This is a genomic window from Salinibacterium sp. ZJ70 (assembly GCF_011751865.2).
Taxonomy (GTDB): domain Bacteria; phylum Actinomycetota; class Actinomycetes; order Actinomycetales; family Microbacteriaceae; genus Homoserinibacter.
In genome coordinates this window covers 641,973-659,412 of sequence record NZ_CP061770.1, presented here as the reverse complement: position 1 = coordinate 659,412, position 17,440 = coordinate 641,973, and the positions used below count along the sequence as shown (strand labels likewise).

Below are 17,440 nucleotides of genomic sequence, written 5' to 3'. Positions count from 1 at the left end.
CGCTGGGAGCAATCCCAGCGCCCCTTCTCGGTGGCTACGCCGCGGGCACCTCAACCCGCAGAACCTCGATGGCACCCGAGCGCTCGGCAAGCGCAAGCTCGGGCTGCCAGTTCGCAGCGGAGCAGACGAATAGGTCGCGCCCGTCCGCGCCGCCCAAGGCCACCGCATACGGGTTCGCGATCGCGAGCCGGTCGGTGACCTCCCCGTTCACATCGACGCGGATCACCTCGCCCGAGAACGGCGACGCAACCCACACCGCATCCTCGACGTCGCGGGCGATCCCATCGGGCCATTCCGTTTCGAACTCGATTAGAGTGCGTCGGTTCGAGAGGCTGCCATCCGCCGCAACATCGAACACCGTCAATCGGCCCGGTTCGCTCCGTGTCTCAGCGACTACGAGCTCCCGGCCCCCCGCACGGAAAGCCATACCGTTCGGGAAGTAAAGGTCATCCGCCGCCGGCGTCACCGTGCCATCCGTGTCGACGAACGCGAGCGCTGCCGCATCGATGTGCTCGCCGGGCATCGCACCGCTGCCGTAGTTGCCCACATACGCGCGCCCCTGGGCATCCGTGATCATGTCGTTGAGGTGCCAGGTGGCGATGCCCGAGACGTCGGCGTGCACGCGCGGTCCAGCCTCAAGGTCATCGAGGTCGACCCGCATCACGCACCGGTCATTCTGCGACGACACGAGCAGAGTCTTCGAGTCGAGGAAGCCCAGACCCGACGGCTTACCCGGGATCGTGGCGATCGGGGCACCCCCCTCCTCGGGAGTCCACCGCCACACCTCAAGCGAGTGCATGTCGGAGAAATACAGAGCCCCGTTGAACCAACGCGGGCCCTCCGGGAACGCGAGGCCAGTGATGATCTTCGTCATGATGCCCTCCCAGACACAGACAGGTCGACGGTTTCCGCGGGCGAAGGCGGATCGTCGCTCCGCACAGGCTTCACTCGCCGCTGGGCGACAGTGACGCCGACCGCAGCGATCAGCACGATTCCCTGGAATACCTGGGGGGCCCACTGCCCGATACCCGACAGCAGCAGACCATACGAACCCGTCGCGAGCAGAAGCACCGCGACCACGGTTCCCCACGGGTTGAAGCGACCATCCCGGAACTGGGTCGCCCCGAGGAACGCCGCCGAGAACGCAGGGATCATGTACGAGACGCCACCCATGGGGTCAGCCGCCTGCACGCGGCCCAGCAGCACGAGCCCCGCGAACGCAGCGATCACCGAGCACGACACGAGCGCTGTCACCTTCAGACGGGTCACACTCACGCCCGCAAGACGCGTCGCCTCAGGGCCGAACCCGACCGCGTACATGAGGCGCCCAGGGCGGGTCCGCTCCAACAGGATCCCCTGGACGATCATCAGCAGGAGCATGTAGAAGACCGGGAACTGCAGCCCCCCGATCATGCCGGCCGACAGGGCGCTGAAGTCACCCGAGATCCCCTCCGTCATGATCTTGTTGTCGGAGACGGCGATAGTCAACGCGCCCAGGATCGCACCTGTTGCGAGCGTGCCGATGAACGAATCGATGCCCAGCTTGAGCACGACAAACGAGTTCAGCAAGCCCACGAACACACCCACCAGGAGCGTGAGAAGCACGACCATAGGAACGGGAAGGGCGGTGTTCCCGAGGAACCACGCTGCGACGACGGCCGACAGGCCGACCATCGCACCTACCGACAGATCGAACACCCCCACCACCAGCGGGAACACGACGCTGAGCGCCACGATGGCCGTCACAGTGCTCTGGTTCAAGATCGTCTGCGGGGTCGAGCTGCGCAAGAACAGCTCCGGAATCCACAGCGCGAAGATCAGTACGATGAGCATCCACACATAGATCGCTCCGATGCGACGGGGCGCGAATGCCCGCATCACGGCGTTCGAAGCCGCCATCACGCCACCTCCCCCGCGCTTTGAGCGTTCGACATTTCCACAGTCATTCGGTACTCCGATATCTCTTCCCCGGTCAGTTCTGCGACGATCCGGCCCCCCGCAAGCACCAGAACGCGGTCGCACAAGCGCACAAGGTCTTCGAGGTCGGACGACACCACAACGACGGGAACACCCGTCACCGCGACATCCCGCACCTGTCCGTACATCGCGCGCCGTGCTCCCACATCGACACCGCTGGTGGGGTCGTCGAGCACCAGCAAGCGCGGCTCAACGTTGAGCCACTTGGCGAATACGACTTTCTGGCGGTTACCGCCAGAAAGGGTTCCATAATCACGCTCGGGCTCCGCAGGGCGGATCTCGAGCGCCTCGATCCACTTGTCGACCTTCGTGGCCTCCCGCTTGCGAGAGACGAAGCCGCGCGACGAGACGGCTCCCAGGTCGGCAAGCGTGATGTTCTCTGCGATAGAGAGTCCGCGCACGGCGGCTCCCTCGTCACGGTTCGCGAGCACCAGGGCCACGCCGTTCTCGGCTGCTGCGCGAGGTGAGAGAACGGTAGGCACCGCTTCGCCGGCGAGCACGAGCGAATCGGCCCGCCCGCCCGCATCACCCACGAATCCGCGCGCGAACGTCTCGCGCCCGGAACCGTCGAGGCCGGCCACACCCACGATCTCGCCACGCGCAACCGCGAAGTCCACCGGGCGCAGCGTGGTCGTGGAGTATCCCTTCACCGACACCGCGATGTCCGTCGGGTCGACGGCACGATCGACGATGTCGTCAGCGCTCACCACCGACCCGACGATCAGCTCGGCGAGCTTGCCTCGGTCAATGCTCTCGGTGTCGACCGCCGCCATGCGCTGCCCATCGCGAAGCACGGTGATGCGTTGCGACAGCTCCATCACCTCGTCGAGACGGTGGGACACATACATGACCGCGACGCCCCTGTCCGCAACCTCGCGAACGATGTCGAAGAGCCGAGACACGTCGTCGACGGGCAACGCCGCCGTCGGCTCATCCAGCACCAGGACCTTGGCCTCGCCGCGCTCAGAGTCATCGAGGCAGCGGGCGATCGCCACCGCGCTGCGCTCCACCGCCGTGAGCTCTCCGACGGGGGTGTCGAGGTCGACACGGGTGCCCACCCGCGCGAGCAGATCCTCCGCGATCCCCCTCAGCCGACCCCAGTCGATCCCCGACCACTTTGTGGGAAAACCACCGGTCACACCGAAGTTCTCCAAAGCGGTGAACTCATCGATGAGCCCGAGGTCCTGGTGAACGAAGCGCAGGCCCGCCCGACGCGAATGTTCAGGATTCCCCAGCCGCAGCGGCACTCCATCGATTTCGACGACCGCCCCCGGATCAGGGCTGTGATATCCGGAGAGGATCTTGATCAGGGTGGATTTGCCCGAGCCGTTCTCTCCGACGAGAGCGTGGACCTCGCCCCGCCGAACATCCATGTCCACCTGGGATAGCGCCCGGTTGGAGCCGAACGTCTTGGATGCTCCGCGCAGGGCGAGGACCACCTGGTTCATTTCCCAAGCCCCCACAGGGTCCTGTACTGCTCTGCGTAGTCCACGACGAGCGGGAAGTGGTCTGCGCTGGTCGGCAGGCTGTCCTGCGTGATCACCCAGGCCGGGTTGTTCCGCTCGTTCGACGGCGTCGTGTCTGCTCCAGTGAAGTGGCGAAGCAGGAAGTCGACGTGGCGGAAGCTCATCTCGTAGGTCGGCGACGCATCGACTGCGGCGAGGTAGTCGCCATTCTCGAGGTAGACGCTCGTCGTGGGAGAGGTGTCGAGCGTCACGAAGCGCACCGACTTCGAGATACCCGCAGCTTGCAGCGCGGTCGGCAGTCCGACCATCATGTCGGAGTAGCCCACGTAGACCGAGTTCACGTCAGGGTTCGCCTGCAGGTAGGTCACAACGCGGTTGGGCAGGTCTCCACCGAGGGCATCCACGGGCAGGTCGACCACGTCAAGCGAGCAGGATGAGCACTGGGCTGCGATCGTCTCACCGAACGCCTCGCCCACGAGGGCGATGTTCGGGAACGCCGAGATGGTGAACGCCACGGCGTTCGTCTGCTCGCCGTTAAGGCTCAGCAGGTAGTTGGCGAGACGCTCCCCCACGTCGTTGAAGTCCGGTCCCCAGCGTTGGGCCGAGAGGATGCCGTTCTCGGGGGCCTCCGCGGTGGTCATGTTGAGGACGGGGACGCCGCGCTCGGCGAGAGCCTGAAGCTCGGGCTCGTAGATGGCGCGGGTGAATCCGCTGGCGATGACGGCATCGGGGTCACCGAGGACTGCCTGATTCCAGGCTGCCTTGACGCTCTCGGGCGACAGACCGGCGTCGACGACCTTGAGCGTCCAGCCGACCGAGGTGACGGCCTCTTCGATGGCGCCGCCGACGACCGCACACGCGGGCGACGAGCACTGGAGCCAGTAGATCTCCTTGTCGGTCGGGATCTCGCCGACGAACGGCGCCTCGATTCCGATCGAGCTGGGGCGCTCGAGGTACGGCGCGATGAATTCTGCGGCCTTCTTGGCGACAGCGTCTTCGACATTGACGGGAACGTCGTCCCCACCAGCCGGAGCCGTGCAACCGGTGAGCAACACCGCTGTGAGCGCGAGCGCTCCGATTAGCACTGACTTCTTAGTCATGTGTGCCTCTTTTCCTGTGCAAGTGGCGGCGTCGGCTCATCCAACGCCGGTGTCGGTGAACTGGTCCCGGCATCATCGCTGGTACCAAGCAAACACTAGGTTGGATGCTAGGGCTTCCGAGATGACTCGTCAATCTGTTCCGCGCGCATCGCGCGAGGAGTCAGCGCGCGCCGCGCCCAGCGCGCGCCGATCCACCCACAACACGTGCAACGCGCGCCGCTCAAACTTCCACTCACCGGCAGAACGCACCAGCACATCGTCGTACGAGATCCCCATGAGCAGCAGCTCCTGAGCGCCGTCACGAACAGAGTGGTGATAGGCCAGACACGACGTACGCGCGCGCGCCCGCCGCCGCGACTCCACCTCAACCCACGGTGCCGCCACATGGTGGAGCGTGTCGCGAAACACGTCCAGCGCCCCGATGGCATCCACGATTGCCACCCGCCCGCGATGCACCTCAGGCACATCAGAACGCCCTGCGCGCACAATCTCGAGCTCGCCACCCTCGGTGAACAGGGCAGCTAGATCGCGGCCGCGCCGATCATCCGCGCACCGCGCGTAGTTGACAACCAACTGCTCGATCGCGGAGCGAGCGCCGCGGCGCCACCCCCCAAACGTCACGACTGCGACTGCGCGGCTTCGCGAACCGCCTCGTCCGACAACCGCACAACTGTCTCTAGCGCCTGATCGAGGCCACCTCGCTGATACCCGAGAAGGTCCACATCCCCGGACGCCGGCTCGTAGGCGATCCGCTGCCCACGCCCCTGGACGATGAAGCGGTCAGGTTGCCACCGAGAATCCTCGTCGTGCTCCTCCACCCGTACCGCCGAACGGGCAGCGTCAGCGAAACGCTGAAAGTACTCGCGGTAGGTGAGGTTCTCATCCCCGATGAGGTAGGCCCGCCCGGATTCTCCCTGCTCGAGTGCGCCGAGCGTGGCTTGCGCAACAGCGTCAGCCGTCATATAGTTCGTGCCACCCGGCGGCGCCACCACCGACGCACCACCTTCGCCGCGCAACGCCGAGATGAGTCGCGCGAAGCGCCGCGCGGCACGACCAGGCACCACGCCCACGATGGAAGGCGGGTTGAGGGTGATCGCCGCAAACCGGTCGGTGCTCAGCTCACGCGTTCGCTCGTCAGCTCGCGCCCGACCTTCGACGTAGGGAACCAGCTTCCTGAGCTCCGGGCGCGCCTGGTGGTAGTAGCTGCCGATCTGCACGAATCGTGAGACTCCGGCATCACGCGCCACCCGAGCGAATGCAGGCACCGCCGCGCCCTGCACGCGCTCCCAGAGCTCGAGCGTGTCTACATCCGCCGGCACATGGCGAATGTCATGACCGGCCGCGAACACCACCGAATCAATGCCGTCGAGCTGGTCGCCGATGGCCTGCGGTGAGAGATAGTCACCCACGATTCGCTTCAGGCGCGCAACAGCACGGGGATCGTCGGGGCCCTCCGGCCGCCGGGCCATGATGACGACATCACGGCCCGCTTCGTGCAGGTGGCGGGCGATGGCGCTGCCCACCATTCCGGTTCCGCCCACGACGAGCGTCACCGGACCTGAAGCCCCCAACTGCAGGGAACGATCCACGCCCAGCCGTCCACGTGTCGACTCTGACATCCACTTCTCCCTTGAATCGCGAGACCCCTACCGCACCACGGTACTCGGCCAAGCGTTTGCTTGCTAGCTCTTCGGGGTCCCGCTCCGTGGCGCACGCGAGGCGCATCACTCGCGCCACAAGGGAGGGTCGCTACCCTGGGCACCTTAGGGACACTCAACCTTCATCGAGCCATCGTGCCGCCGGCGGCTCCGGCACCACCAATGCCGCATCGGAGTGGGCGGCCTCTGCGCAGCATGGAATGCCGGTTGCCGGGGGGGGTGGCCCGAGGTTCACGTCTCGCACCGGAGCAGTGGGACCAGGTGGTGCTGGTCGCCGACCACGCCGCGCTGCCCGCGTTCCGACGCTGGATCAGCGAGGCGGCCGCACACGACGCAGCAGTCTTGGAGTTGTGCTCGGTTGCGGATGAGGGCACACGCGACCAATTCGCGGATCAGCCTGGCCTCGACCTTCGTTGGTTCACCGGTGCCGAGCGCGAAATGGATCGCGCTGCCGGGCTACGCGAACTCCAGATCACGGCCACGGCCCTCGTCTTGCTAGGCGGGGAGTCATCCGATCTGGTGCCGCTGCGCCGGCACCTCCGCCGTGAGCACGCACTCCCCGCGTCGCAGGTCGATGCGCAGGGCTACTGGAAGTGGGGCGTGGCGAACCATGATCACCACGCCTCTCTCGACCCGAGCGACCCCGACTGTCGGGGAGTCGCGCGGTATGACTCCTACTCGTAGACGGCGATGAAGCGCCCGACGACTCCGCCTTCGCGGAGCTTGTCGATCGCCTCAGGGATGTCGGCGTGCGTGATGCGGTTGATCGGCGGGTTGAGCTTGCCGCTCCGCATGATCTCGTAGATGCCCGCCAGGTCTTCCTTGGTACCCGACTTCGAGCCCTTGATGGTGAGCTGGTTGATGATGATCGGGTAGGTGTTGATGGTCGCCTCCAGGCGCCCCATCCCCACCTGCGCGAACGTTCCGAACTCTGCGAGCACCTCGATTCCGGCCGCGGTCGTCGTGCCGAAGCCCGCGTAGTCGACGACCAGCTCGAGGCCCTTGTCGGCGAACGCATCGATCGACTCGGCGACGCCCGCCAGACCGATCTCGTCGGCCAGCTCGCGCGTCTCGGGGTTGATCTCGGCGCCGTACACTTCGGCCCCCGCGAGCGCGGCACAGCGCGCGCCGGTGTAGCCGAGGCCGCCCAGGCCGATCACACCGACCTTCATGCCGGCCTTCGCTCCGCCGACCGCCATGATCGCGTGATACGCGGTGAGGCCTGCGTCCGTCGCCATCGCGCCGAGCTAGAACGACACCTCGTCAGGAAGCTTCACCAGGTTGTCGTCGGTTGCTCGCACCTTCGGGGCGAAACCGCCATCCCATGCGCCGTACCCGAGGGCGTCGCCATCCGCCATCACCGGGGCGAGGCCCACACGGTCGCCGACCTTTCAGTGCTCCATGCCCTCGCCGACCTGGCTGATGACGCCAGCCGACTCGTGCCCCATCGTGCGCGGAAGACCCTTTTGAAAGAGCGCCATCCAGCCGGGATCGTCGAGGGCGCTGACATCCGAGTGGCAGATGCCCGTAGCCTTCACATCCACCACGACCTCGCCCGGCCCTGCAGTGGGCTCGTCGACCTCATTCAGCTGCAAGGGCTCTCCGGTACCGGTGAACTGCTATGCCTTCATCGGACTGACCTCCTCGTCGCCCGCCTGAATGGAGGGTGGCGGGATGCACCGACGCTACGTTCGGAGCCTGAACGCGATCACAGGATCCGTCAGCTTTTCACGCCGGTGGCTAGCAGCGTGCCGCCGGCAGTCGGATCGGTGGCGCCGGGCGGTGGGCCGCACTCCGGCTTGAAAGCGACCCCAGCATCACCGCAATGGGGACACTGGGGTCGCTCGTTCCGAGTGCTCTAGCTTCCCGACCCCTCGCCGCGTTCGGACTCATTTCGTGCGTCTTCAAGCAGGTTGCTGGATGTGCGGATCATCACGGCCGCGATGATCGCGGCAATAACTCCGAGTGCGCCTGAGAAGCAGAACACAGTCGTCCATGCGCTCTCGGTATAAAGCGTCGGATTCTCTGGGTTGACGCCCGTAGCGAGGAGCGCGAATGCGATCTGAACGGCGATCAGGGATCCGATGGTGAAGGTCGTCTGGGCCGAGGCAGAACCGACTGCGCGTTGCGCCTCCGGTAGACGAGAGGCCAGAAGATTCGCGTTCGCAGGAGTCCACAGGTTGCCCAGCTTCATGATCACGTAGATCCCCGCAATCACGAGAGACCCCGGGTGGATGAAAGCCACGAGCAAGGCGCCCAGCGCCATCAACCCGCTCCCGATGACGTGATAGCGCTTGTAGCCCACCTTCCGGCCTGTCAACCCGACGATGAATCCCGTTGCAATGATTACGGCGCCACCGGGGAGCATCACCAGCGCAGCCTCGGTCGCGGAGAGCCCCAGACCCCACCCCCCGGACGCTTCGGTGGGTGTCTGAAGGAATGTGGGAAGGACAGAACCGAGCACCGTGTTCATCGCCATGGTCAGAATTCCGGCTAGTACGATCGGGCCCACTGCGCGAGATGCCAGCACTCGAAGTTCAATGAGCGGGTAGTCGATTCGCATTTGACGCCAAACGAACGCGCTGAGTGTGACCGCGCTCGCGTCCGTCAGCGCCAGCACCGGAAGGCTGAGCCAGCCCAGACGCGCCCCGAACGAAAGGGCGAACATCAGAGACCCGCTGCCTGCCGCCATCAGGAGCATTCCGAGAATGTCCAGCTTCACTCGCACCCTCAGCGGCGTCTCGGGGAAGTAGAGCGCCAACAGCACAGTCGCGACGACAGTGATCGCGGTGATGAACCAGAAAATCGCTCCTACGTAGAAGGTCTCCGCCAGCCATGCGGCAAGGTACGGCCCCACGATGATGGAAATTCCACCACCCGTAGTGGAGATCCCGATCGCGGGACCGATGAGCTTCTCGGGGAAGGTGTCCCTGATCAGCATGTAGCTCAGGGGAAGGAGCGCGATGCCGACGGCTGCCAGGCTGCGTCCCACCAGCATGGTGGCGTAGTCCGGCGCGAACGCACTCACCACGGTTCCGATGGACGCGATGAGCGCGATAGCAATAGTGAGGCGGCGCTTCCCATAGACGTCGGCGAGCTTTCCCACGAGCGGCGTCAGGACCGCTCCCACCAATGCGTAGAACGTCAGCATCCATCCGATATCGGTCGTCTCGTACTGCTGAGCCAGCGCGGGAAGGATCGGCGCGACCATGTTATTGCCGAAAAAGCTCTGCTCTGACAGAAGATGATGACGGCGATCATCGCGTACCAGTACGCCTTCGGCCGAGCCTGCGCCGCAACCAACTTGACTTGAGCTCGCTCGTCTACTCGTACCGTGAGCGCCGCCCGGAGATCCTTCTGCTGCTTCATTTCTCCCCCTCCGCTGTCGCCGCGGCTACACGCGTGCGCGAATCCATATCGATGTAGCGCCCTACCTCGAGCGCCTCGTACACTCCCGCCCCCGGGAAAGCATCAGGATTGGCCTCGCAGTACTTCCGCGCGTGCCCGTCCGCAGCGACTTCACGCAAGACCTGGTCGATAGCGTTCAGCGACGCTTGGAACGACGTCGTCGGCAGAAGCACGATCGCAAGACCCGTGTCGCGAAGCTGTTCGACTGTTGCGCACCCGCTGTACCACGGGCCGCCCATACCCACGACGGAGCCGTCGACGGCAGCCACAATCTGTGAGTACATCTCGATTTCAAGTTCGGCTGGCGACCCTCGAATACGCGTGGTGGTGGAACAACCAGCGCCTCCACGGCGAGCTCGACATGCGCACCCCGCTCGAGGTTGAGGACGCGTACTTCGCTGGCCACGAATCGGCCCAACAGGCGTTTGCCGGACAAGGTTCCCGATAGGAACGATAGTCAGGCCGATTCAGTGGCGCAGGAGCGCGCATACAAGACCGCCGAGTGGCAGCGGGCCTACAACCTCCGCAGCACCGTGGAGCGCAAGAACAGTCAGCTGAAGCACACCGGCTACGAGAACCTTCAGGACCCGATGAAGCGCCCAGCCCGCGGCTACACCGCCCACACCCTCGCCGTCGTGATGATCGCGACCGCCCTCAACATCCGAGAGATCAACAACCACCTGCGGGCGGCAGACGGCATTGACACCAGCAAGGGCCCCCGTCGCGCCGCGCGCCGCAGGAGCGAAGAGGTGCTCGTCGGTGTCAAGAAGCAGCGCGACGGGCGTTCCCATCGATAGTCAGATCGCCGCACAACCGATGGCCCGGTATCGGATCGAAACCTCGATCGGATACCGGGCCATCGCTGTGCGAGTGCGAAGAGAGCCGTCTTCCGGCCCCTTCAGTTACGACAATCCGCGAGCCTCAGTTCAGGGAATCCCTCGAAGCTCCGCCCCCAGGACTCGAACCTGGACTTAACGGATCCAAAGACCGTCGTGCTGCCATTACACCAAGGCGGAACGCGCCGGAGCGCGTGATAAGTCTGCCACGCGGCGGGCCGCGCGGCCGCCTCGGAGAAGCCCCGATCGGCTCGAGGTTCAGCGACCGGGCGCGACCGTGTCGAGGAAGAGCTCGGCCATGCGGTCCTCGTCGACCGTGAGGGCCACATCCACGGGCGTCCACACGTCGGCGAGGCCGTGGATCATGTCCTCGCCGGGGATCGCGCGGCGGTCGACGAGCGTTGCGCCGCGTCCGTATCCGGCGAGCTCCACCTTCACCGGCAGACGCTCGACGCCGAGGGCGTCGGGGATCACGAGGCTGCACACGGCGCCCGCGTCGCCGATCCATCCGAGGTACGGCTCGGGGCCGTCAGGGCCGACGATGGGGTGCAGCAGGAGGCCGGCCACGAGTCGGGCAACCGGGTTCTCGGATGCGGCGAGCGCCTCGGCGGTCGCCTCCGGCACGGCCACATGGTTGAACACATCGAGGCCGTACATGTAGAGCGGCACGTCGGAGTCGAGCACGATCGCCGCGGCCTCCGGGTCGTGCCACACGTTGAACTCGGCGACCGCGGTCGCGTTGCCGACGCTCGCGGAACCGCCCATGAAGACGATGCGCTCGATGTTGTGGGCGACCTCCGGATACGCACGCAGCAGGAGGGCGAGGTTGGTCTGCGGGGCGAGGGCCACGAGGGTGACCTTCTCGGGGTGGCCGAGGATCGTGCGGCGCAGGAACTCGATCGCACCCTCCTTCTCGGCGGTGCGGTTCGCCTCCGGCAGCACGATGTCGGCGAGACCATTCGATCCGTGCACGTAGCTCGCGTCGCGCGCTGGCTCGATGAGCGGGCGCGTCGCCCCCGCCGCGACCGGCACATGGTGCGCACCCGCGAGTGCCAGCACCCGCAGCGTGTTCTCGACGACGTTCGGCAGGCTCGTGTTGCCGCCCACGCAGCTCACGCCGAGGAGGTCGAGCTCGGGGTGCAGCGCGGCGAACAGCAGGGCGAGGGCGTCATCAGTGCCGGTGTCGACATCGAGGATGATCGGGAGAGCCATGGCACCATCCTGCCGGACGTGATCACCCCGCCCGCGCGTCATCCGTGACGGCACCCGCCCCGCCGCGCGATAATGGAGCAATGCCCGATAACGACGAGGTCGACCGGATCGTCGCCGCGTGGGAGCGCGCGCATCCGGATCTCGACTTCTCGCCCCTGCAGGTGCTGTCGCGCGTCGCGCGACTGTCGAAGCACCTCGACCGGGCGCGCCGCGACGCGTTCGAGAACTCGGGCCTGGAGCCGTGGGAGTTCGACGTGCTCGCCGCCCTCCGGCGCGCGGGCGCGCCCTACCAGTCGAGTCCGAAGGCGCTCCTGCAGCAGACGCTCGTCTCGAGCGGCACCATGACGAACCGCATCGACCGTCTCGTCGAGCGCGGCTTCGTGGAGCGAGGCACCGACCCGCACGATGGCCGCGGTGTGCTCGTCGCGATGACGGATGCGGGGCGCGAGGCCGTCGACAAGGCGATCCGCGAGCTCGTGGCCCGCGAGGCGGAGCTGCTGGGAGCGCTGCCCGCATCCGAGCAGGTGAAGCTCGCGGCTCTGCTGCGCAAGCTCAGCCTCGACTTCGACTGAGCCCCTCTCGTCCGACAACGTGGAAGAGCGAGGACGGGGGCAGGGATCCCACCGCCCTCGCTCGTCACCGCACCCATGGGGTGCGGTGAGTCTCAGGCCTGCGTGCCGAACACGTGGGCACCGCGGATCGCGACATCCGCGCCGCCGTCCACGTACACGGTCTGCCCGGCCATGTGGGTGTTCTCCTCGCTCGCAAGCCACGCGAGCATCCGCGCGATGACGATCGGCTCGGCCGGTCCGTTGAGCGGCATCGGCACGATCTGCGCGAGCTGGTCGCGGCCCTCCTGGGTCTGCATGAGCGGAGCCGTCATCGGGGTGATGATGACGCCGGGGCCGACCGCGTTGAGCGGGATGCCGGCGCCTGCCCACTCGGGCGTGATCGACTGCATGCGCACCCACTCCGAGATCGAGCGCTTCGTGGACGCGTAGATGAGGTGGCCGAGCTGCTGCTCCGCGAGCTCGTCGGCGCGCGCCACCGCCGCCGCCTCGTCGCCCGAGTGCAGGAGCTCGACGAGCTGCGGGTCGTTGTCCTGCAGGGACGAGAACGACGACACGACGACCGCGCGCGGCGCATCCGCTCCGTTCAGCAGCGGGCGGAGCTTCTCGAGTGTCGCCACGGCGCCGAAGTGGTTCACCTTGACGGTGAGCGCGTCGAATCGGGCGACACCCGCGACGGCGATGATCGCGTCGATCGACCCGCCGGATGCCGCCGCGACCGCGTCATAGAGGCTGTCGCGCTCCTCCGCGGTCGAGAGGTCGAGTTCGAGGTCGGCGTTCGCCAGGTCGATGCCGATCACCTGGTTGCCGCGCTCTTCGAGCAGCTCCTTGGTGGCCTTGCCGATTCCGGATGCGGACCCGGTGACGACGTACGTGCGCATGGTGGTGTTCCTCTCCGGCGACGACCTCGTCGCACACTCCCACGCTAGGGGGCGCGCCTCGTCCCGACGAAGGACCTTCGTCCCGCGCGCCGCCTGCGCGCGCTGCACGCGTCCCGCACCCGCCCCTTTCCGGGAGGGGTCGCAGATTACCGAGGGGTCGCAAATGACGTGCGACACGCCGCCGGGATCGTCATTTGCGACCCCTCGGGTGAGGCACTCACAACCCGCGGGCCTCAGGCCTCGAGGGCCTCGCCGAGCTCCATCCAGCGTTCCTCGAGCTGCACCGACTCCGCTTCGAGCTCGGCGAGCTGCTCCTGCAGCTTGCCGAGGCCGGCGTAGTCGGCCTGGTCGGCCGTCGCGAACGCGTCGTGCTTCGCCTGGATGAGTTCGGCGACCTTCGACATCCGCCGCTCCACCGAGGCGAGCTCCTTCTCGGCGTTGCGGCGCTCGGCACCGGACAGGCCCGTGGGCGCGGGAGCGGATGCCGAAGCAGCAGGCGCGGCAGCCGCATCCATCGGGGTGAGGTTGGTGCCCTGTTCGGCGCCTGCCCGCAGCGCGAGGTACTCGTCGACGCCGCCCGGCAGGTGCCGCATCCGTCCGTCGAGCACCGCGTACTGGTTGTCGGTGACGCGCTCGAGCAGGTACCGGTCGTGCGAGACGACGAGCAGCGTGCCGGGCCACGAGTCGAGCAGGTCCTCCATCGCCGCGAGCATGTCGGTGTCGAGGTCGTTGGTGGGCTCGTCGAGGATGAGCACGTTGGGCTCGTCGAGCAGGATGAGCAGCAGCTGCAGGCGGCGCTTCTGCCCGCCGGAGAGGTCCTTCACCGGGGTCGACAGCTGCGCACTCGTGAAGCCCAGCTTCTCGAGCAGCTGACCGGGCGAGAGCTCTGCTCCGCCGCCCACCTGGTAGCTCGTGCGGTAGCGGCCCACGACATCCGCGACGCGGTCGTTGGCGAGATCCTCGAGCTCGGAGAGACGCTGGTCGAGCACCGCGAGCTTCACCGTCTTGCCGCGCTTCACACGGCCGACAGTCGGGGTGACGGATCCTGCGACGACACCCAGCAGGGTCGACTTGCCGGCGCCGTTGACGCCCAGGATGCCGGTGCGCTCACCGGGTGCGATGCGCCATTCGATGTCCCGCAGGATCTCGCGCGTGCCGCCGTCCGCATCCGGGAAGCTCACACCCACATCGAGCAGGTCGACGACGTCCTTGCCGAGTCGCGAGGTCGCGAGCTTCTCGAGCGCGACCTTGTCGCGCACGGGAGGCACATCGTCGATGAGGGCGTTGGCCGCGTCGATGCGGAACTTGGGCTTGCTGGTGCGTGCGGGGGCGCCGCGGCGCAGCCACGCGAGCTCCTTCTTCATGAGGTTCTGGCGCTTCGACTCGGTCGCGGCCGCCATCCGGTCGCGCTCGACGCGCTGCAGCACGTAGGCCGCATATCCGCCTTCGAAGGGCTCGATGATGCCGTCGTGCACCTCCCACGTGTCGGTGGAGACCTCGTCGAGGAACCACCGATCGTGGGTGACGACGAGCAGCCCGCCCTGGTTCTTCGACCAGCGGCGTTTGAGGTGCTCGGCGAGCCACGCGACACCTTCGACGTCGAGGTGGTTGGTGGGCTCGTCGAGGAAGATCACATCCCACTCGTGGCTGAGCAGCGCCGCGAGCGCGACGCGGCGACGCTGACCACCGGAGAGGTCGCCGATGCGCGCCTCCCACGGGATGTCGGAGACGAGGCCGCGGATGACGTCGCGCACCTTCGCATCGCCCGCCCACTCGTACTCTTCGCGGTCGCCCACGATGAGGTGCGCGACCGTCTCGTCATCCGGGAGCCGGTCGGACTGGTCGAGCATGCCGATGCGCGTGCCGCCGCGCACGGTGACGCGACCCGAGTCGGGCTGCTGACGCCCGGCGAGGATGCGCAGGAGCGTGGATTTGCCGTCGCCGTTGCGGCCGACGATGCCGATGCGGTCACCTTCGTCGATGCCGACCGTGACGTCGTCGAAGACGTCCTTCGTGGGAAACGAGAGGGAGATGCCTTCAGCGCCGAGCAGGTGTGCCATAGGCCTCCCAGCCTAGGCGCGGGCGCATGCCGCCGCCGACGCGGGCTTTCGGCCCAGCGGGTCAGGCGACCCGCGGGGCGATGAGGATCAGCAGACCGAGGGTGAACGTTCCGACCCCGCCGATGAACGACATAGCGGCTCCGATGAGCGGAAGGCCGCGCCCGGGCGACCCCGGGGGCATGCGGCGCAGGGCGCGCAGCGAGAGGATCAGCCCGGGGACCGCGAACAGAAGTCCCACGCCCGGGGTGTAGATGCACAGCAGCGCGACGATGCCCAGCAGGAATCCGGGGATGCGTCCCGGCACCTCGCGCGGGCGTTCGATCTGCTCGGAGGTCATGGCGGATCAGTCGGCGATGATGCGGGCGCCGTGCACGGGGCCCGTCGCGCGCACCACGTTCAGCTGTGCGGCCGAGAGCGCCACCTGCAGTTCGAGTGCCGCGTCGCGGTCGGCGGTGAGGAACGCGACCGTGGGGCCGGAGCCCGACACGATTCCGGCGAGTGCGCCGTTCTGCTCCCCCAGTTCGAGCACATCCGCGAGTGTCGGCTCGAGGTGGATCGCGGGAGCCTGCAGGTCGTTGTGCATGACCTCGGCGAGCATCCGCGCGTCACCCGCACGCAGGGCGTGCAGCACATCCGCATCGACCGACGGTGCCGGATGCGCGGGAGTGATGACGTTCGCGTGGCGTTCGCGGTGCGCGTCGAGTTCGGCGTAGACGGCGGGCGTCGACAGGCCGAAGTCGGCCAGCGCGAGCACCCAGTGGAAGCTTCCCTGGGCGAGCGCGGGAGAGAGCTCATCCCCGCGGCCGGTTCCGATCGCCGTGCCGCCGGTGAACGCGAACGGCACATCAGCGCCGAGCTTGCGCGCCAGCTCCAGCATCTCCTCGCGCGGCAGCTCGGTGCCCCACAGCGCGTCGCACGCGAGCAGCGTGGCCGCGGCATCCGCCGACCCGCCTCCCATGCCGCCCGTCACGGGCACGTGCTTCTCGATCGCGATGTGCGCGCCGCCCGTGTAGCCGGTGCGCGCGGCGAGCATGCGCGCCGCCTTGATGGCGATGTTGGATCCGTCGGTGGGCACCCGCGCCAGCTCGACCGAACCCGTGACCTCGACGGAGAAGTCGGGTGCCTCGGTGACGCGCACATCCTCGTACAGAGACAGGGCCTGATACGCGATCGCGACGTCGTGGTAGCCCATGTCGTCGATGGCGCCCACCTTGAGGAAGACGTTGACCTTGCCCGGCGCCCGCACGTGCACGGAGCTGCGCGGGGGGGTGATCATTCCTCCACCCTACGGGAGGCGGAACGGCCCGGTGTGCGCGCCCGCGTCGAGACGCCCGTCAGCCGGCCACCCGAGCGATGCGCAGGAAGTCGTGCACGGTCAGCTGTTCGCCGCGGAGCGTCGGGTCGACCCCCGCCGCCTCGAGAACCTCCGACGCGGATGCGCTGCTGCCGCCCAGCATGAGCGAGAGCGACTGACGGAGCATCTTGCGACGCTGGCCGAATGCCGCATCGACGAGGGCGAAGGTGCGCACGCGCTCCTCCTCCGTTCCGGGATGCTCGGCCGAGCGGAATCCGACGAGCACGGAGTCGACATTCGGCACTGGCCAGAACACCTGGCGGCTGACGGTGCCGACGAGAGACCAGCTGCCGTACCAGCTCACCTTGACGCTCGGCGATCCGTACACGCGCGAACCGGGGCCGGCTGCGAGACGATGCCCGACCTCCGCCTGCACCATCACGACAGAGCTGGTGAGGCTCGGCACGACGTGCAGCAGGTGCAGCAGCACCGGCACCGACACGTTGTAGGGCAGGTTGGCGACGAGCGCCGTGGGGTCGCCCTCGACGCCCGGCACCTTGAGCGCGTCGCTCGTGATGACGGTGAGCGGCGCACCCGGCTGCATGAGCTCGACCGTGTGCGGCAGCTGCGCGGCGAGGCGATCATCGATCTCGACCGCGGTCACGCGCGCGCCCACCTCGAGGATGCCGAGCGTGAGAGACCCGAGACCGGGACCCACCTCGAGCACGTGGTCACCGGACTCGACACCTGCGATGCGCACGATCTTGCGCACCGTGTTGCCGTCGACGACGAAGTTCTGGCCGAGCTTCTTCGTGGGCTGCAGGTCGAGCTTCTCGGCGAGATCGCGGATCTCGGCCGGCCCGAGCAGGCTCACGCTGTGCCCCGCTCGAGTCGATCGGAGTGCGGCTGCAGTCGGGGAGGGCGGTTCACCGTTTCAGCCTAGCGAGACAGGCTGGGGGTGCCCACGGCAGCAGGCACC

General features: G+C 67.3%; 20 protein-coding genes and 1 tRNA gene. 3 read left to right on the top strand and 18 right to left on the bottom strand.

Going from position 1 to position 17,440, the window contains the following annotated elements:
- Nucleotides 1-34: 34 nt before the first annotated feature.
- The 6 genes from HCR12_RS03195 to HCR12_RS03170 all read right to left on the bottom strand — a co-directional run bounded on the left by HCR12_RS03195 (nt 35) and on the right by HCR12_RS03170 (nt 6,096).
- Nucleotides 35-874: an SMP-30/gluconolactonase/LRE family protein gene (locus HCR12_RS03195; RefSeq protein WP_166867831.1), complete on the bottom strand. Its 840-nt coding sequence runs from the start codon at nt 872-874 to the stop codon at nt 35-37.
- Nucleotides 871-1,899 (bottom strand): ABC transporter permease, encoded by a 1,029-nt coding sequence (locus tag HCR12_RS03190; RefSeq protein WP_166867833.1) that lies wholly within the window; start codon nt 1,897-1,899, stop codon nt 871-873. The genes HCR12_RS03195 and HCR12_RS03190 overlap by 4 nt, the downstream gene beginning before the upstream one ends.
- Complete coding sequence (locus HCR12_RS03185; RefSeq protein WP_166867835.1) at nt 1,899-3,425, bottom strand: sugar ABC transporter ATP-binding protein; 1,527 nt, start codon at nt 3,423-3,425, stop codon at nt 1,899-1,901. Before HCR12_RS03185 ends, HCR12_RS03190 begins: the two co-directional genes overlap by 1 nt.
- Nucleotides 3,422-4,543 carry a sugar ABC transporter substrate-binding protein gene (locus HCR12_RS03180; RefSeq protein WP_166867837.1) on the bottom strand — a complete coding sequence of 374 codons (1,122 nt, stop codon included), beginning with the start codon at nt 4,541-4,543 and terminating at the stop codon, nt 3,422-3,424. Before HCR12_RS03180 ends, HCR12_RS03185 begins: the two co-directional genes overlap by 4 nt.
- Nucleotides 4,544-4,672: 129 nt before the next feature.
- Nucleotides 4,673-5,164, bottom strand: a complete 492-nt coding sequence (locus HCR12_RS03175; RefSeq protein ID WP_224763617.1) for a nuclear transport factor 2 family protein — start codon at nt 5,162-5,164, stop codon at nt 4,673-4,675.
- Nucleotides 5,161-6,096: an NAD-dependent epimerase/dehydratase family protein gene (locus HCR12_RS03170; RefSeq protein ID WP_224763615.1), complete on the bottom strand. Its 936-nt coding sequence runs from the start codon at nt 6,094-6,096 to the stop codon at nt 5,161-5,163. The genes HCR12_RS03175 and HCR12_RS03170 overlap by 4 nt, the downstream gene beginning before the upstream one ends.
- Nucleotides 6,097-6,465: 369 nt before the next feature.
- On the opposite strand from HCR12_RS03170, the gene HCR12_RS03165 reads away from it, so the two are divergent.
- Entirely contained in the window at nt 6,466-6,885 is a 420-nt protein-coding gene (locus HCR12_RS03165; RefSeq protein ID WP_166867843.1) for an SIP domain-containing protein, read from the top strand.
- Here the strand turns inward: HCR12_RS03165 and HCR12_RS13610 are convergent.
- From HCR12_RS13610 to HCR12_RS03150, 5 genes are all read right to left on the bottom strand, one after another.
- Nucleotides 6,876-7,439, bottom strand: coding sequence for a zinc-binding dehydrogenase (locus tag HCR12_RS13610; RefSeq protein ID WP_224763611.1), 564 nt, complete (start codon nt 7,437-7,439; stop codon nt 6,876-6,878). The genes HCR12_RS03165 and HCR12_RS13610 overlap by 10 nt on opposite strands.
- 9 nt (nt 7,440-7,448) lie before the next feature.
- Nucleotides 7,449-7,577 carry a hypothetical protein gene (locus tag HCR12_RS13750; protein WP_255429671.1) on the bottom strand — a complete coding sequence of 43 codons (129 nt, stop codon included), beginning with the start codon at nt 7,575-7,577 and terminating at the stop codon, nt 7,449-7,451.
- A gap of 15 nt (nt 7,578-7,592) precedes the next feature.
- On the bottom strand, nt 7,593-7,796 hold the full coding sequence (locus tag HCR12_RS13605; RefSeq protein WP_224763610.1) for an alcohol dehydrogenase catalytic domain-containing protein: 204 nt from the start codon (nt 7,794-7,796) through the stop codon (nt 7,593-7,595).
- Between the two features lie 263 nt (nt 7,797-8,059).
- Entirely contained in the window at nt 8,060-9,442 is a 1,383-nt protein-coding gene (locus HCR12_RS03155) for an MFS transporter (RefSeq protein ID WP_224763735.1), read from the bottom strand.
- Nucleotides 9,443-9,566: 124 nt separating this feature from the next.
- A complete protein-coding gene (locus HCR12_RS03150) occupies nt 9,567-9,878 on the bottom strand; it encodes a hypothetical protein (protein WP_166867847.1) in 312 nt (103 codons plus the stop codon).
- Between the two features lie 201 nt (nt 9,879-10,079).
- Between HCR12_RS03150 and HCR12_RS03145 the strand changes: the two genes are divergently transcribed.
- Nucleotides 10,080-10,406 carry a hypothetical protein gene (locus HCR12_RS03145; RefSeq protein WP_166867849.1) on the top strand — a complete coding sequence of 109 codons (327 nt, stop codon included), beginning with the start codon at nt 10,080-10,082 and terminating at the stop codon, nt 10,404-10,406.
- Between the two features lie 147 nt (nt 10,407-10,553).
- Here the strand turns inward: HCR12_RS03145 and HCR12_RS03140 are convergent.
- Nucleotides 10,554-10,625: transfer RNA gene (locus HCR12_RS03140), tRNA-Gln, on the bottom strand.
- Between the two features lie 78 nt (nt 10,626-10,703).
- Nucleotides 10,704-11,657: a nucleoside hydrolase gene (locus HCR12_RS03135; RefSeq protein ID WP_166867851.1), complete on the bottom strand. Its 954-nt coding sequence runs from the start codon at nt 11,655-11,657 to the stop codon at nt 10,704-10,706.
- A gap of 80 nt (nt 11,658-11,737) precedes the next feature.
- Here HCR12_RS03135 and HCR12_RS03130 point away from each other — a divergent pair, with 80 nt between their 5' ends.
- Complete coding sequence (locus HCR12_RS03130; protein WP_166867854.1) at nt 11,738-12,229, top strand: MarR family winged helix-turn-helix transcriptional regulator; 492 nt, start codon at nt 11,738-11,740, stop codon at nt 12,227-12,229.
- 92 nt (nt 12,230-12,321) lie between these two features.
- Here HCR12_RS03130 and HCR12_RS03125 read toward each other — a convergent pair whose 3' ends face one another.
- The 5 genes from HCR12_RS03125 to rsmA form a co-directional block, all read right to left on the bottom strand.
- Nucleotides 12,322-13,107, bottom strand: a complete 786-nt coding sequence (locus tag HCR12_RS03125) for an SDR family oxidoreductase (protein WP_166867856.1) — start codon at nt 13,105-13,107, stop codon at nt 12,322-12,324.
- 233 nt (nt 13,108-13,340) lie between these two features.
- Nucleotides 13,341-15,167 (bottom strand): ABC-F family ATP-binding cassette domain-containing protein, encoded by a 1,827-nt coding sequence (locus tag HCR12_RS03120; protein WP_166867857.1) that lies wholly within the window; start codon nt 15,165-15,167, stop codon nt 13,341-13,343.
- Nucleotides 15,168-15,228: 61 nt separating this feature from the next.
- Nucleotides 15,229-15,504 (bottom strand): hypothetical protein, encoded by a 276-nt coding sequence (locus tag HCR12_RS03115; RefSeq protein WP_166867859.1) that lies wholly within the window; start codon nt 15,502-15,504, stop codon nt 15,229-15,231.
- Nucleotides 15,505-15,510: 6 nt separating this feature from the next.
- On the bottom strand, nt 15,511-16,443 hold the full coding sequence (locus HCR12_RS03110; protein WP_166867861.1) for a 4-(cytidine 5'-diphospho)-2-C-methyl-D-erythritol kinase: 933 nt from the start codon (nt 16,441-16,443) through the stop codon (nt 15,511-15,513).
- 58 nt (nt 16,444-16,501) lie between these two features.
- The gene (rsmA, locus tag HCR12_RS03105; protein ID WP_166867863.1) at nt 16,502-17,335 is read right to left on the bottom strand and encodes a 16S rRNA (adenine(1518)-N(6)/adenine(1519)-N(6))-dimethyltransferase RsmA; all 834 of its coding nucleotides are present in this window, start codon (nt 17,333-17,335) and stop codon (nt 16,502-16,504) included.
- Nucleotides 17,336-17,440 lie beyond the last annotated feature (105 nt).

Coding starts and splice junctions, on each gene's coding strand:
- HCR12_RS03195 (WP_166867831.1), bottom strand. CDS start 874: ATGACGAAGATCATCACTGGCCTCGCGTTCCCGGAGGGCCCGCGTTGG.
- HCR12_RS03190 (WP_166867833.1), bottom strand. CDS start 1,899: ATGGCGGCTTCGAACGCCGTGATGCGGGCATTCGCGCCCCGTCGCATC.
- HCR12_RS03185 (WP_166867835.1), bottom strand. CDS start 3,425: ATGAACCAGGTGGTCCTCGCCCTGCGCGGAGCATCCAAGACGTTCGGC.
- HCR12_RS03180 (WP_166867837.1), bottom strand. CDS start 4,543: ATGACTAAGAAGTCAGTGCTAATCGGAGCGCTCGCGCTCACAGCGGTG.
- HCR12_RS13610 (WP_224763611.1), bottom strand. CDS start 7,439: ATGGCGACGGACGCAGGCCTCACCGCGTATCACGCGATCATGGCGGTC.
- HCR12_RS03135 (WP_166867851.1), bottom strand. CDS start 11,657: ATGGCTCTCCCGATCATCCTCGATGTCGACACCGGCACTGATGACGCC.
- HCR12_RS03130 (WP_166867854.1), top strand. CDS start 11,738: ATGCCCGATAACGACGAGGTCGACCGGATCGTCGCCGCGTGGGAGCGC.
- HCR12_RS03125 (WP_166867856.1), bottom strand. CDS start 13,107: ATGCGCACGTACGTCGTCACCGGGTCCGCATCCGGAATCGGCAAGGCC.
- HCR12_RS03120 (WP_166867857.1), bottom strand. CDS start 15,167: ATGGCACACCTGCTCGGCGCTGAAGGCATCTCCCTCTCGTTTCCCACG.
- HCR12_RS03115 (WP_166867859.1), bottom strand. CDS start 15,504: ATGACCTCCGAGCAGATCGAACGCCCGCGCGAGGTGCCGGGACGCATC.
- HCR12_RS03110 (WP_166867861.1), bottom strand. CDS start 16,443: ATGATCACCCCCCCGCGCAGCTCCGTGCACGTGCGGGCGCCGGGCAAG.